14 protein-coding genes are annotated in these 13,423 nt (G+C 58.5%); 9 read left to right on the top strand and 5 right to left on the bottom strand.

The annotated features are described in order from the left end of the window. The first annotated feature begins 239 nt into the window (after positions 1-239). Together GGQ73_RS15095 and GGQ73_RS15085 are read left to right on the top strand one after the other, a co-directional pair. Positions 240-1,904, top strand: a complete 1,665-nt coding sequence (locus GGQ73_RS15095) for an electron transfer flavoprotein-ubiquinone oxidoreductase (RefSeq protein ID WP_174152782.1) — start codon at positions 240-242, stop codon at positions 1,902-1,904. A 288-nt stretch (positions 1,905-2,192) separates the two neighbouring features. Then, positions 2,193-2,930, top strand: coding sequence for a pentapeptide repeat-containing protein (locus GGQ73_RS15085; RefSeq protein ID WP_183897167.1), 738 nt, complete (start codon positions 2,193-2,195; stop codon positions 2,928-2,930). Between the two features lie 127 nt (positions 2,931-3,057). On the opposite strand, the gene GGQ73_RS15080 is transcribed toward GGQ73_RS15085, so the two are convergent. Then, positions 3,058-4,074 (bottom strand): zinc-binding alcohol dehydrogenase family protein, encoded by a 1,017-nt coding sequence (locus tag GGQ73_RS15080; protein ID WP_183897018.1) that lies wholly within the window; start codon positions 4,072-4,074, stop codon positions 3,058-3,060. A gap of 104 nt (positions 4,075-4,178) precedes the next feature. On the opposite strand from GGQ73_RS15080, the gene GGQ73_RS15075 reads away from it, so the two are divergent. From GGQ73_RS15075 to GGQ73_RS15045, 7 genes are all read left to right on the top strand, one after another. After that, entirely contained in the window at positions 4,179-4,580 is a 402-nt protein-coding gene (locus GGQ73_RS15075) for a winged helix-turn-helix transcriptional regulator (protein ID WP_174152493.1), read from the top strand. A gap of 145 nt (positions 4,581-4,725) precedes the next feature. After that, positions 4,726-5,562, top strand: a complete 837-nt coding sequence (locus tag GGQ73_RS15070) for an undecaprenyl-diphosphate phosphatase (protein ID WP_183897017.1) — start codon at positions 4,726-4,728, stop codon at positions 5,560-5,562. 189 nt (positions 5,563-5,751) lie between these two features. After that, on the top strand, positions 5,752-6,531 hold the full coding sequence (locus tag GGQ73_RS15065) for an ABC transporter ATP-binding protein (protein ID WP_183897016.1): 780 nt from the start codon (positions 5,752-5,754) through the stop codon (positions 6,529-6,531). Positions 6,532-6,560: 29 nt separating this feature from the next. Further along, on the top strand, positions 6,561-7,334 hold the full coding sequence (locus tag GGQ73_RS15060; protein ID WP_183897015.1) for a transporter substrate-binding domain-containing protein: 774 nt from the start codon (positions 6,561-6,563) through the stop codon (positions 7,332-7,334). Positions 7,335-7,349: 15 nt separating this feature from the next. Next, the gene (locus tag GGQ73_RS15055; protein ID WP_183897014.1) at positions 7,350-8,072 is read left to right on the top strand and encodes an ABC transporter permease; all 723 of its coding nucleotides are present in this window, start codon (positions 7,350-7,352) and stop codon (positions 8,070-8,072) included. Positions 8,073-8,080: 8 nt separating this feature from the next. Next, positions 8,081-8,770 carry an ABC transporter permease gene (locus GGQ73_RS15050; RefSeq protein WP_183897013.1) on the top strand — a complete coding sequence of 230 codons (690 nt, stop codon included), beginning with the start codon at positions 8,081-8,083 and terminating at the stop codon, positions 8,768-8,770. A gap of 18 nt (positions 8,771-8,788) precedes the next feature. Then, on the top strand, positions 8,789-9,697 hold the full coding sequence (locus tag GGQ73_RS15045; RefSeq protein ID WP_183897012.1) for a homocysteine S-methyltransferase family protein: 909 nt from the start codon (positions 8,789-8,791) through the stop codon (positions 9,695-9,697). 32 nt (positions 9,698-9,729) lie between these two features. Here GGQ73_RS15045 and GGQ73_RS15040 read toward each other — a convergent pair whose 3' ends face one another. The 4 genes from GGQ73_RS15040 to GGQ73_RS15025 all read right to left on the bottom strand — a co-directional run bounded on the left by GGQ73_RS15040 (position 9,730) and on the right by GGQ73_RS15025 (position 13,352). Beyond that, a complete protein-coding gene (locus GGQ73_RS15040; RefSeq protein ID WP_183897011.1) occupies positions 9,730-10,011 on the bottom strand; it encodes a helix-turn-helix domain-containing protein in 282 nt (93 codons plus the stop codon). Further along, the gene (locus tag GGQ73_RS15035) at positions 10,008-10,337 is read right to left on the bottom strand and encodes a type II toxin-antitoxin system RelE/ParE family toxin (RefSeq protein WP_210290143.1); all 330 of its coding nucleotides are present in this window, start codon (positions 10,335-10,337) and stop codon (positions 10,008-10,010) included. Before GGQ73_RS15035 ends, GGQ73_RS15040 begins: the two co-directional genes overlap by 4 nt. Positions 10,338-10,437: 100 nt before the next feature. Beyond that, positions 10,438-11,811 (bottom strand): magnesium transporter, encoded by a 1,374-nt coding sequence (mgtE, locus tag GGQ73_RS15030; protein ID WP_183897010.1) that lies wholly within the window; start codon positions 11,809-11,811, stop codon positions 10,438-10,440. Between the two features lie 290 nt (positions 11,812-12,101). Beyond that, on the bottom strand, positions 12,102-13,352 hold the full coding sequence (locus GGQ73_RS15025; RefSeq protein ID WP_183897009.1) for an MFS transporter: 1,251 nt from the start codon (positions 13,350-13,352) through the stop codon (positions 12,102-12,104). Between the last annotated feature and the right edge of the window lie 71 nt (positions 13,353-13,423).

The following is a 13,423-nucleotide window of genomic DNA, read 5'->3' as shown; positions in this document are numbered from 1 at the left end:
CGAAATCCCGATAACTTACGTGAACGTAAAGGTAAGGTATTACCAGTGCGGGCAGTAATGTCATAGGCGCGCAAAGGATTTGCCGCAGTTCGACCTCGACAATGGCTTTGCGCTTTGCGAGAAGATTGAGACGATTGCTTGAAAGAAACGGGCACCAGCGTGCGTGGAGTTGAACCCCGCTGCTGCTGGCACGTTAGAAAAATATTGCCGGACGGGACCGGCGGGCTGAGAGGATGAAGATGACGGACGCGATGGAACTGCCGGAACGCGAATCGATGGAATTCGACGTTGTGATCGTCGGCGCTGGCCCTGCTGGCCTTTCGGCGGCGATACGGCTGAAGCAGGTCAATCCCGATCTCTCCGTGGTCGTTCTGGAAAAAGGGTCCGAGGTTGGAGCGCATATCGTCTCTGGTGCCGTCGTCGATCCCATTGGCATAGACCGCCTGTTGCCTGGTTGGCGCGAAGAGGAGGGGCACCCTTTCAAGACGGAAGTCAAGGACGACCAGTTCCTGCTGCTCGGCCCGGCGGGTTCCATCCGCCTTCCCAACTTCGCCATGCCGCCTTTGATGAACAACCACGGCAACTACATCGTTTCGCTGGGTCTCGTCTGTCGCTGGCTGGCGGAAAAGGCAGAGGCGCTGGGTGTTGAAATCTATCCCGGCTTTGCTGCCACCGAAGTGCTTTATAACGACGAAGGCGCTGTTATCGGGGTCGCGACTGGCGATATGGGTGTGGAGCGCAACGGCGAGCCCGGGCCGGCCTTTACACGCGGCATGGCGCTGATGGGCAAATATGTGCTGATCGGCGAGGGCGTGCGCGGCTCGCTGGCCAAGCAGTTGATCGACAGATTTGCGTTGTCAAAAGAGAGCGATGTCCAGAAATTTGGTATCGGCATCAAGGAACTGTGGCAGGTCAAGCCGGAAAACCACAGGCCCGGCCTCGTGCAGCACTCCTTCGGCTGGCCGCTCGGCATGAAGACGGGTGGCGGTTCCTTCCTCTACCATCTCGAAGACAACCTCGTGGCTGTCGGCTTCGTGGTGCATCTGAACTACAAGAATCCGTATCTTTACCCCTTCGAGGAGTTCCAGCGTTACAAGACGCATCCGGCGATCGCGCCGACCTTCGAAGGCGGCAAGCGTCTGTCCTATGGCGCGCGTGCCATTACGGAAGGCGGTTACCAGTCGGTGCCGAAACTCACCTTCCCCGGCGGCGCGCTGATTGGCTGTTCCGCCGGTTTCGTCAATGTGCCGCGCATCAAGGGCAGTCATAATGCCGTCTTGTCCGGCATGATGGCGGCAGACCGGCTGGCGGACGCCATTGCGGCGGGCCGCGCCAACGACGAGGTCATCGAGATCGAAAACGAATGGCGCGACAGCGACATCGGCAAGGATCTGAAACGCGTACGCAACGTCAAGCCTCTATGGTCGAAATTCGGCACCGCAATCGGCGTGGCGCTCGGCGGGCTGGATATGTGGACGAACCAGTTGCTCGGCCTTTCCCTGTTTGGCACGCTGAAACACGGCAAGACGGATGCGCAGAGCCTGGAGCCGGCGAAATTCCACAAGCCGATTGCTTACCCCAAGCCCGACGGTGTCCTGACCTTCGACCGCCTGTCATCGGTGTTCATTTCCTCCACCAACCACGAGGAGGACCAGCCGGTGCATCTTCAGGTGAAGGACATGGATTTGCAGAAGCGGTCCGAGCACGACGTCTATGCCGGTCCATCGACACGATACTGTCCCGCCGGCGTTTATGAATGGGTGGAGAAGGACGGAGAGCCGACCTATGTCATCAACGCGCAAAACTGCGTCCATTGCAAAACCTGTGACATCAAGGACCCCAACCAGAACATCAACTGGGTGCCGCCACAGGGCGGTGAAGGGCCTGTATACGCCAACATGTGAGGTCGATCTGGGCCCTTGTGCGCTTTGTCGTCTTTCTGAGGGAAGGTGACATGTTGTTAGAGCTGGAGGCGTGTGGTGCGATCATGAGCGCTGGGCGCTTCTGGCGAGCGATCTGAACGATGTTTGATGCGGTCTTTGCGAAAAAGAGCGGTGTCGATCTTGACCGCAGCCATAGGCTTCCAGTTTGGTAATTGCAGCATGAGCGCTGATGTTCTACTTGTAAGAGAGGATATCGACAGGTGTGGATGGATACGCTTGCAAGGTCGGTATGGGAGCAGATTTATGAATATGTTAGCAGATAGACCTCATGCTCTGCGAAAGCCGGGCCTTGTTTGCGGCGCGTTTCTGACAATGCTTGCCGTTGTGACGCTATTCGCAGCGGAGAGCCAGGCGGCCAGTTGCCGTGCGGATGCGTCCGCCCAGATCGACTGGAGCGGCTGCAACAAGCGTCTGCTGATGCTCGGGGGCAGTGTGTTCGACGGCGCGGATCTGCAAGGAACCGATTTCACCTTCACCGATCTTCGCGGATCGTCCTTCAACAAGGCCAATTTGAGGAAGGCGAAACTCATCCGCTCTTCATTGGCCTCCTCGCAGTTGCAGGAGAGCAATCTCGCAAAGGTCGAGGCCTATCGCGGCGATTTCAGCGACGCGAATGCGGAAAATGCCAAGTTCAACAATGCCGAAATGCAGCGCGCGACGTTCGAGAACGCCAAGCTTGTCGGAGCGGATTTTACCAAGGCTGAGCTGGGCCGTGCCGACTTCGAGGGTGCCACGCTCACCGGAACGAAATTCACTATGGCCAACCTCTCTCGTGCGCGCTTTACCGGTGCCAGCTTCACGGGGCCGATCGATTTCGAGGACGCATTTCTTCTGCTGACCCGCATTGAAGGGCTGGACCTTTCCAAGGCGACGGGCCTTGATCAGAGGCAGATCGACATTGCCTGTGGTGACGCCAAGACAAAATTGCCCGAAGGTCTGACCACACCTGCCGAATGGCCTTGCCCGGAAGATCCTGAGGAGGATTGATGGTCGGCGGATGTCAGGCTCTAGCCCTCGTTTTCTGCAGGAGATCCCCTCGCACACAGGCGAGGGGATAGATGGCAAGACAGACCGGGTAGCGGCAACTCTTCGGTAGCCTGCGGCTATCGCTCCATCAAAACCCCGACAAAACAATCTTGCCCTTCGCGGTCCCACTCTCGATCAGCGCATGCGCCCTGATGAGATTGGCCGCATTGATGGTGCCGAAGACCTCGGTCATCGTCGTCCTGATCTTGCCTTCATCCACCAGCTCCGAGACGTGGTTGAGCAAATTGTGCTGCTCCAGAATATCGGCGGTTCCGAAGACGGGGCGGGTGAACATCATTTCCCAGTGGATAGAGATGGCTTTGCGCTTGAAGGGCATGGCATCGAAACCGCCTTCGGGATCATCGATCAGCGCGAACCGTCCCTGCGGCGCGATGAGCGCGATGCTATCGGCGGCGTGGAGATCGCTCTGCGTTGTGGAAAAGACGAATCCGGGAGCGCCGAGGCCGAGTGCCTCGACCTGTGGGGCGAGCGGCTGGCTGTGATCGATGACGTGGTGCGCGCCGAGTGCCTGGACCCATTGCTTTGTTTCCGGGCGTGACGCTGTGGCGATGACGGTCAGCTCGGTCAATTGCCGGGCTAGCTGGATGGCGATGGAGCCGACGCCGCCTGCGCCGCCGATGATGACAATGGCGTTGGCCGCACCGGGAACAGGGTTCTTGACCTTGAGCCGGTCGAACAGTGCCTCGTAAGCGGTTATCGCCGTCAAGGGCAGCGCCGCCGCCTCTTCGAAGCTGAGGCTCTCTGGCTTTTTGCCGACGATGCGTTCATCGACCAGGTGGAACTCGCTGTTGGAGCCGGGACGATTGATGGCGCCGGCGTAAAATACCGCATCGCCGGGCTTGAACAGGGTGACATTTTCGCCCACGGCCTTGACGATCCCTGCCGCATCGAAGCCGAGAATGCGTGTCTCGCCGGTTTCCGGCGCCTGGTTACGGCGCACTTTCGTATCGACCGGATTGACCGAAACGGCCTTCACCTCGACCAGCAGATCATGACCTTTGGCATCCGGTACGGCCACATCGAGGTCGATGAGCGCATCCGCTTCCGTGATGGGCCTTGCGCTTTTGTAACCGATAGCTCGCATGGCGTTTTCTCCTTTGCTTGTTGCGTTGATCTCTATTTGATAGAGATGAGCACAGACCGCAAGAATGCACATATTGTGTATATACGCACAAAAAGGATACCGAGATGTCCCGTCCCCGTGCCAAGTTGACCGATCATTTCCCGGGTTGTCCGGTGGAATCGACGCTGAGTTTTCTGGATGGGAAATGGAAAGGCGTCATCCTTTACCACCTGATGAATGAGGGGACGTTGCGCTTCAACGGGCTGCGTCGCCACATTCCGAGCGTCACCCAGCGGATGTTGACCAAGCAGTTGCGCGAACTGGAAGACGCAGGCCTGATTTCCCGCAAGGTCTTCGCCGTGGTGCCGCCGCGGGTGGATTATGATCTGACGCCGCTTGGCCACAGCATGCAACCCGTCATCGCTGCACTGAAAGCATGGGGAGATGCCCATGTGGTCTGCAGTGGAGGTGAAAAGCGCGTGCTGTCTGGTGTCGAGATGATCGAGCCGCTGGCCGCTGCCGAGTAGCAAGGCCTGTTGCGCACATCTTCGTGTCCCGTTACGGATGTCGTGGACGACATTGCGCCTGAAAAAATATTCCGCATTGCAACATTGATCTGCCCGGATTGCTTCATAACAGTGCGGCAGTGATTCTCAGTGAGGGACGACAAGCATGGGTATTGGTTGGATCGAAGCCGCAATTCTTGGCTTTATTCAAGGTCTTACAGAATTTTTGCCGATTTCCTCCAGTGCGCATCTGCGCATCGCCGGGGAATTTCTGGGAACGGGGGAGGACCCGGGCGCTGCCTTTACGGCCATTATTCAGATCGGTACCGAACTGGCGGTTCTGGTGTACTTCTGGTCCGACATCATGCGTATTGCCATGGCATGGCTTCGCCAGAACCTGCGCCTTAGCGGCGCGTACGATCCGGCAGATGCGCGCATGGGTTGGCTCATTATCGTCGGCTCTGTGCCGATCGTGCTCTTGGGCCTTCTGTTCAAGGATGCCATCGAGACCTCGTTGCGCAATCTCTACATCACCGCCGTGATGCTGATCGTCTTCGGTATCATTCTCGGTTACGCGGATAAAATCGGCAAGAAGAAGTATCCGCTGAACAAGCTCATCTGGCGCGATGGTATTCTGTTCGGTTTCGCCCAGGCCATGGCGCTGATCCCCGGCGTTTCCCGTTCCGGCGGCACCATCACGGCAGGTCTGCTGTTGGGCTATACGCGAGAAGCGGCTGCTCGCTACTCGTTTCTTCTCGCCGTCCCCGCCGTTTTCGGTTCCGGCTTCTACCAGCTCTACAAGAGTATTGGCCAGGTAAACCCGGTCGGCTGGGGCGAAACGGCGCTTGCCACCGTGATTTCCTTCATCGTCGGATATGCTGTTATCGTCGGCTTTTTGAAGATGGTTTCCAGCAAAAGCTATATGCCCTTTGTCTGGTACCGCGTGGGTCTTGGCGTGCTGCTTCTGCTTCTGCTTTCCACGGGCGTGATCAGCGCAGCATAAAAAGCGTATACGCAGCCATAGGATGGTCTCCCCGGCTTCACGGCCGGGGATCGCTTGACGATTTTCCTTGAAATCTTTCCCGTGGAATGATTTTTCATCCAGGATATGCAATAGAGCCGTTTATTGCGCGGCATTTTTCGCTTGTGTCTATAAGTATCCATCCGCAACAAGGACAGTCGGGACCAGTTGATGAGTATTGAAGGCGGTTACGCTTTGGCGGTGGAGGATATCCACAAGAGCTTCGGTACGCATGAGGTCCTCAAAGGCATTTCGCTCAACGCCCGCAAGGGTGACGTCATCTCGATCATCGGCTCCTCAGGCTCCGGCAAGAGCACGTTTCTGCGCTGCATCAATTTTCTGGAAATGCCCGACCGTGGTCGTGTGACCGTCAGCGGCGAGGAAATCGTTGTCAAGATGGGTCGCGACGGCAAGGCGGTACCGAAAAACTGGCGGCAGGTGGAGCGTCTGCGCACCGGGCTTGGCATGGTGTTTCAGACCTTCAATCTCTGGTCCCACCGCACGGTGCTGGAAAACATCATAGAAGCGCCTGTGCATGTAATGGGTGTCAAGCGGCAGGATGCGATCGAGAAAGCCGAAGCACTGCTCAACAAGGTCGGCCTTTACGACAAGAAGGATGCCTATCCGGCCTTCCTTTCCGGCGGCCAGCAGCAGCGTGCGGCGATTGCGCGGGCGCTGTGCGTCGAGCCCGCCGTGATGCTGTTCGATGAGCCGACCTCTGCGCTTGATCCGGAACTGGTCGGCGAGGTGCTGAAAGTCATCCGCGATCTGGCAGACGAAGGGCGCACCATGTTGTTGGTCACGCATGAAATGCGCTTTGCGCGTGATGTGTCCAACCACGTCATGTTTCTGCATCAGGGCCGCGTGGAAGAAGAGGGGCCGCCGGACCAGGTGTTCGGCAACCCGACCAGCGCCCGCACCCGCGATTTTACCGGCGCCATCGCCAACTGATATTTTCGATATTCCAACAGGAGATTTCCATGAAACTGTTCGCCACGCTGCTTGCCGGATCGGCATTTGCGCTCTCTGCCTTCACCGCCAGCGCCGATGTCCGCTTCGGCATCATGAACGAATCCTACCCGCCGTTTTTCGCCAAGGATGCGTCCGGGAAATGGCAGGGCTGGGAAATCGACCTGATGGACGCCGTCTGCGCGGAAATGAAGGAAAAATGCTCCATCGTTGAACTGTCCTGGGATGGGCTTATTCCAGCGCTTGAAGCCAAGAAGTTCGACGTGATCTGGTCATCCATGTCCAATACGGAAGAACGCCAGAAGGTCATCACCTTCACCGACAAATACTACAACACGCCCAGCAAGCTGATCGGTGCCAAGGGCGACAAGCCGGGCGCAACGGCAGAGGACGTCAAGGGCAAGACCATCGGCATTCAGGTCTCGACCATCCAGTCCGCTTACTACGCCAAGTATTTCAAGGACGTGGCGGACGAAAAGACCTATCAGACACTTGACGAAGCGTTTCAGGATCTGGCTGCCGGTCGTATCGATTATGTCTTCGGCGACTCGCTCGTTCTCGACGCCTTCCTGAAAAGTGATGCGGGCAAGGATTGCTGCGCGGACGCTGGTAATGTGGCCGACGACAAGGAAATTCTGGGTCTCGGCGTTTCCGGCGGTCTTCGCAAGGACGATACGGAGCTGAAGCAGAAGCTGAATGCAGCTTTGGCCGCTGTACGCGCCAGCGGCAAATATGACGAGATCACCAAGAAATACTTCGACTTCGATATCTACGGCGCGAAGTAAGTCCTGGTCGAGTTGATGGCAAGCATTGAAACCATGCTTCAACTTTTGTCGCCCTATCCTCCGGGATGGGGCGGCACGCTGTTGACCGGTGCCGTTTCCACGCTTGCCATTTCCGCCGGTGCCTATCTCATTGGCATCGTAATCGGCATGGCCGGTGCGCTGGGCAAGCTGTCCGGCAATAGGCCGCTCGGTGTCGTGCTGGGCTTCTACACGACCATGATCCGCGCCGTGCCGGAGCTGATCCTCATCGTTGGGCTCTATTATGCGGGTACCGATGGCCTGAACCGGCTGCTGCAATGGGCCGGAATGCCGCCGTTGGAGATCAACGGTTTCGTCGCGGCTATCGCCGTGCTTGGCTTCGTGCAGGGTGCCTACATGACCGAGGTTCTGCGGGGTGCGATCCTTGCCATTCCGGGTGGGCAGATCGAAGCGGCGCGCGCCTTTGGCATGTCGCCGTTTCTGCGCTTTCGCCGCGTCGTTTTGCCTGCATTGGTGCCAAATGCGCTGCCGGGCCTCGCAAACCTCTGGCTTGCCGTGACTAAGGACAGCGCGCTGGTGGCGGTCGTCGGATATCAGGAGCTGGCGCTGGCAACGCGGCTGGCAGGCGCCAGCACCAAGCAGTATTTCCTGTTCTTCATGGCGGCAGCACTCTTGTATCTGGCGATTACACTCGTTTCCAACGCCGTCTTTTCATTGATCGAACGCCGCGTGCGGCGCGGTCAACCGGCGCTGGTTTAGGAGAGAGCATGGAATTCTCCTGGATCGAAAAATACTGGCCGCTGCTGCTTTCCGGCGCTTATCAGACGGTGGCGCTGCTGATCATTTCCGTCGTCCTCGGCTTTGTCATCGCCATTGGCCTTGCCTTTGCGCAGGTCAGCGGCGGTAAAGTCACGCGGCTTTTGGCACGCGGCTACTGTACGTTCTTCCGTGGTACGCCGCTGCTCATCCAACTGTGGCTGCTGTATTACGGCGTCGGTTCATTCCTGCCGATGATCCCTGGCTTGCGCCAAAGCTTTATGTGGCCGGTGCTGCGTGAGGGCTTCTTTTTTGCAGCCGTCAGCTTCACGCTCAATTATGCGGCCTATGAGGCGGAAGTCCTGCGCGGTGCGCTTCTGGCGGTGCCGAAGGGGGAGCTTGAGGCGGGCAGGGCGTTCGGCATGAGCCGTTTCACGCTGATCCGCCGCATCTGGTTGCCGCGCGCCATTCGCATTGCCCTGCCGACCATTGCCGGCGAAGTGGTCATGCAGTTGAAGGCAACGCCGCTTGCCTTTACCGTGACCGTCATGGATCTCTACGCCGTTGCCTACAAGGTGCGACAGGATACGCTGCTGGTCTATGAACCACTCTTCGTCGTCACCATTTTCTATCTCATCCTCACTGCCATCATCGTGCGCTGTTTCGGCTTCGTCGAAGCGCAGGTGCCGCAGCGGCGGTAATACTCCAGGGAGTTCCATATGGGCGATATCAAGATTCTCGACGGCGGCATGAGCCGTGAATTGCAACGGCTCGGTGCACAGTTGAAGCAGCCGGAATGGTCTGCGCTTTCTCTCATCGACGCGCCTGACATCGTGCGGCAGGTGCATGCGGAATTCATTGAAGCCGGTGCCGATGTCGTCACCACCAATTCCTATGCGCTCGTGCCTTTCCACATTGGCGAAGAGCGGTTTCAAAAAGACGGCGCCGCGCTGATTTCACTCTCCGGCAAGCTGGCACGGGAAGCGGCGGATGCTTCGGGCCGTAAGGTGACCGTTGCCGGTGGCCTGCCGCCGATCTTCGGCTCCTACGAACCGCAGAATTTCGATGCTTCACGGGTGCAGGATTATCTCAAGGTGCTGGTCGACAACCTCGCTCCCCATGTCGATGTCTGGCTGGGCGAAACATTGAGCCTGATTGCCGAAGGGGAGGCGGTGCGTGAAGCGGTGGCCAACACGGGCAAACCATTCTGGGTTTCCTTCACGCTGAACGACGACACCGCGCAGGTCAACGGCGGCGCGCCACAGCTTCGCTCCGGCGAAACCGTGCGCGCTGCTGCCGAATGGGCCGCAGGTTCAGGTGCCACCGCGCTGCTGTTCAATTGCAGCAAGCCGGAAGTCATGAAAGCCGCTGTTGAGACAGCCTCCGCTGTGTTCAAGGATAGAGGCGTCTCCATCGAAATCGGCGTCTACGCCAACGCATTCGAAGGTGAGCAAGGCGATTCCGCCGCCAATGAAGGCCTTCACGGCACCCGCGCCGACCTGACCGACGACGCCTATTCCCGTTTCGCCTGCGATTGGGCCGAAGCCGGTGCGACCATGATCGGCGGCTGCTGCGGCATTGGTGCGGCCCATATTCACACGGTTGCGGGCGCGCTCAGGGCGCGGTAATGAGCTGAGAACGCTGCGTGTGCATTTTTCGTTCACGCAGCATCCAACACCTGCATTTCAACATGCAGTCCTGCCGCAGTCACCATATTGACCAACGTATCCAAGCCGAACAGATTGATCTTGCCACGCAAAAGATCTGACACGCGCGGCTGCGAGACCCCAAGTTCTCGGGCGGCGTCTGCCTGCGTCCAGCCCTTTTCCTTTATTTGCCGCTCGAGTGCTCTCATCAGCGTGGAGCGCAGCTTCATGTTCTCCGCTTTGGCCACCGTGTCTTCGATGGCATCCCAGACGCTTTCGAATTGTTCACTGCTCATTGGCCTAACTCCTTCATCAGATCGCTGTAGCGTTTTGCTGCGAGGTCGATATCTGCCTTGCTGGTCTTCTGGGTCTTCTTCTGGAAGCAATGCAGGACGTAAATTGCATTGCTGAATTTCGCGATATAGATCACGCGGAACGCGCCGCTTTCATCCCTGATTCTTATTTCTTGAACACCCTTTCCGATTGTTCCCATTGGCTTCCAATCGGTCGGCATCTGCTCATGTTGCACCTTGTCCAGCTGATAACCGGCTTCCCGCCGCGCCGTTTCGGGAAACGCACGTAAATCACTGAGGGCGCTGCCACGAAATCTGATCACTTTCATATCGCTAATTATACAAAAAATTGTATAAAGATCGCAAGCCCGTTTAACGACGGGTGTTGCCAGCCTCGCCAAGGCGCGACCGGCAACATCATGTTTGCCACTAAAGCAGCGTCCCGCTCAAGATCAGCAGTGCGACCGAGAAGTAGATCACCAGACCGGTGACATCCACCAGTGTCGCGACGAACGGGGCCGATGCGCTGGCGGGGTCGAGGCGCATGCGTTGCAGCAGGAAGGGCAGCATCGAGCCTGTGATGGAGCCGAAGGTGACGATGCCGATGAGGGCACAGAAAACGGTGAAACCGACCAGAAGCCAGTGTTCGCCGTAATCATAGAACCCGGCCTGCTGCCAGACGGTAAGCCGCAGGAAGCCGATGGCGCCTAAAATGGCGCCGAGTGTGAGGCCTGTGGGCAGTTCGCGCAGCAACACGCGCCACCAGTCGGACAGTTTCAACTCGCCCAGCGCCAGCGCCCGGATGATGAGCGACGTAGCCTGCGAACCGGAATTGCCGCCCGATGACATGATGAGTGGAATGAACAGCGTCAGCACGACCGCCTTTTCCAGCTCTCCTTCGAAATGCTGCATGGCGCTGGCCGTCAGCATTTCACCCAGGAACAAAGCCGCCAGCCAGCCACCACGTTTGCGGATCATATCGAGGAAACCCATCGCCATATAGGGCTTTCCGAGAGCCTCCATACCACCGAATTTGTGGGCGTCTTCCGTCGTGTCGGCAATCATGGTGTCGATGACATCATCGACGGTGACGATGCCGAGAATGTGGGCGTGCTCGTCGACGACAGGCATGGCCAGAAGGTCGTGCTTGCGAATAAGGCGGGCGACATCTTCCTGAGGCATCAACGGATCGGCATAGGTGATGCCTTCTTTGGATGCGACGGTCAGAATGGAGGCCGATGGCTCGCCCGTCACCAGGCGGCGCAGGGTGACGACCTTGGCCAAGGTGCCGTCTTGCGCCAGCACATAGATGGCATAGACGGTTTCGCGGGAGCGTTCGACGATGCGGATATGCGCAAGCGTCTGCTCCACCGTCCAGCGGTCGGGCACGCTGACGAATTCTGTCGTCATCATCGAACCCGCCGTGCGGGGCGGATAGGTCATCAGGTGGCGGATGGCGGTTGCCGTTGCGCGGTCCAGCCGGGAAAACAGCTTGGCCCGTGGCTCGTCATCCATTTCCGCCATGACGTCTGCCACGCGGTCATCCGACATGAGATTGACGAAACGGGCTGCCTGTTCCAGCGGAATATGGGCGATGATCTCTGCCGCGCGGTGCAGTTCTGGCCGGTCGAGGACCGCCACCGCACGGGCCTGCGTCATTTTCAGCAGCGCGTCGACGGCTTCGCGCACGTCAAGTGCGTTCAACTGATCGACGCGTTCTGCGGTGGTGGTGGGGCCAATGCTGCTGCTACGAAAAAGACGTGCAGCCTTGCTGGCTCTTTCAGAGAGGTTATGAAAGTTCATGATTGCTCACCTTCCCGTCGATCCGCCGATCACGGCGGAACGTGGTGAGCCGACAGGTGTCAGATCAGCGCGCGTTTCGCCGTTTTCGGCAAAGGCAATCGACTACGACTGTCGCTAGACATCTAATGATGCTCCGTGGATATCTGCGCCAGATCAATGCTTCAATCTGCGCATGAGATATCTGTTGCGCCCGAAAAAAGGCCAAGTCAAGCGGGGCGATTATGAAATTTTGGCAAGGTCGACTGCTGCGTGCGTCCAGGCGCTTTAGGGTCGTCTAAAGCACTCTGAAATCAAGCCGTTAGGTTGGCTTTCTCGCGTCGCTCCAGCGCCACGGCAAAGCCGAATACGATGAGGCCTGCGAGCGAGAGGATCGCGCCGATATATCCTGTCGATGCATAGCCATAGCCCATGGCAATGACGAGGCCGCCAAGCCAGGCACCAAGCGCGTTGGCGATGTTGAAGGCGGAATGGTTGGAGGCGGCAGCCAGCGTCTGCGCGTCGGCCGCCACATCCATGAGGCGGGTTTGCACCGCCGGGCAGGCGGCAAAGCCGCAGCCGATGAGGAAGACGCAAAGGCACAGCATGTAAGGGTTGTCAGCGGTCAATCCGAACAACGCCATCAGCACCACATTGACCGCGAGCATGCCGCCGATCGTGCCGTTCAGCGAGATATCAGCCATGCGCGAACCAACGACATTACCGACATTCATGCCGATGCCGAAGAGCGCCAGAACCATCGGAACGGTAGCGGCTGGCATCATGGCGACATCGGTGGTCGTCTTGGCGATGTAGCTGAAGACCGCGAACATGCCGCCGAACCCGACCGAAGCCACAGCGAGCGACAACCACACCTGACCACGCCTGAAGGCACCAAGCTCGCGCCAGATGCTGGCACCTTCCTGTACCTTGTCGCGTGGCTGGAAGAGCCACAGCAACGCAACAGTCAAAAGCGCGATGCCGCCCACCATCAGGAATGCGGCGTGCCAGGAAAACATCTGTCCAAAAAAGGTAGCGAGCGGGGTGCCGAGCAGCGTGGCAATAGTCAGCCCCAGCATGACACGACCCACGGCGCGGGCACGTTTGTGGATGGGCGCCATGGAGGCGGCCACCAGCGCAGCCACGCCGAAATAGGCACCATGGGGCAGGCCGGTGATGAACCGCAGCGCCGTGAAGGTTGCGAAATCGGGCGCGATGGCGCTCAAGATATTGCCCGCCGCAAAAACGCTCATCAAGGCCAGCAGAAGCACACGCCGTGTCATCCGCGCCGCCAGCACCGCGATGATGGGTGCGCCGATGACGACACCGAGCGCGTAGGCGGCAATGACGTAGCCGGCCTGGGGAACAGAGACGCCGTAACTTGTCGCGACATCGGGCAAAAGGCCCATAATGGCGAATTCGCCCGTACCGATGCCGAAGCCTCCGGCGGCAAGCGCCAGTTCGATAAGGGCGATGGAAAAGGGAGTGAGGGCTGCTGCGGGCAATGGTTCGACAGCTTGCCCATCCGCTACGGAGCGGTCTTTAGTCGGGGAAATATGGGTCATGGATTTCTGCGATGGGAACGAAGAAAAAAAGGGCAAAACCGAGGTCTCGGTCTTGCCCTGACTGGAGGTAT

Origin of the sequence: Rhizobium skierniewicense (assembly GCF_014196515.1) — a bacterium.
In the GTDB taxonomy this organism is placed as follows: Bacteria; Pseudomonadota; Alphaproteobacteria; order Rhizobiales; family Rhizobiaceae; genus Agrobacterium; species Agrobacterium skierniewicense.
The sequence above is the reverse complement of the archived record's forward strand: the minus strand, read 5'-3'. Positions and strand labels throughout refer to the sequence as shown.

Coding starts and splice junctions, on each gene's coding strand:
- GGQ73_RS15095 (WP_174152782.1), top strand. CDS start 240: ATGACGGACGCGATGGAACTGCCGGAACGCGAATCGATGGAATTCGAC.
- GGQ73_RS15085 (WP_183897167.1), top strand. CDS start 2,193: ATGTTAGCAGATAGACCTCATGCTCTGCGAAAGCCGGGCCTTGTTTGC.
- GGQ73_RS15080 (WP_183897018.1), bottom strand. CDS start 4,074: ATGCGAGCTATCGGTTACAAAAGCGCAAGGCCCATCACGGAAGCGGAT.
- GGQ73_RS15075 (WP_174152493.1), top strand. CDS start 4,179: ATGTCCCGTCCCCGTGCCAAGTTGACCGATCATTTCCCGGGTTGTCCG.
- GGQ73_RS15070 (WP_183897017.1), top strand. CDS start 4,726: ATGGGTATTGGTTGGATCGAAGCCGCAATTCTTGGCTTTATTCAAGGT.
- GGQ73_RS15065 (WP_183897016.1), top strand. CDS start 5,752: ATGAGTATTGAAGGCGGTTACGCTTTGGCGGTGGAGGATATCCACAAG.
- GGQ73_RS15060 (WP_183897015.1), top strand. CDS start 6,561: ATGAAACTGTTCGCCACGCTGCTTGCCGGATCGGCATTTGCGCTCTCT.
- GGQ73_RS15055 (WP_183897014.1), top strand. CDS start 7,350: ATGGCAAGCATTGAAACCATGCTTCAACTTTTGTCGCCCTATCCTCCG.
- GGQ73_RS15050 (WP_183897013.1), top strand. CDS start 8,081: ATGGAATTCTCCTGGATCGAAAAATACTGGCCGCTGCTGCTTTCCGGC.
- GGQ73_RS15045 (WP_183897012.1), top strand. CDS start 8,789: ATGGGCGATATCAAGATTCTCGACGGCGGCATGAGCCGTGAATTGCAA.
- GGQ73_RS15040 (WP_183897011.1), bottom strand. CDS start 10,011: ATGAGCAGTGAACAATTCGAAAGCGTCTGGGATGCCATCGAAGACACG.
- GGQ73_RS15035 (WP_210290143.1), bottom strand. CDS start 10,337: ATGAAAGTGATCAGATTTCGTGGCAGCGCCCTCAGTGATTTACGTGCG.
- mgtE (WP_183897010.1), bottom strand. CDS start 11,811: ATGAACTTTCATAACCTCTCTGAAAGAGCCAGCAAGGCTGCACGTCTT.
- GGQ73_RS15025 (WP_183897009.1), bottom strand. CDS start 13,352: ATGACCCATATTTCCCCGACTAAAGACCGCTCCGTAGCGGATGGGCAA.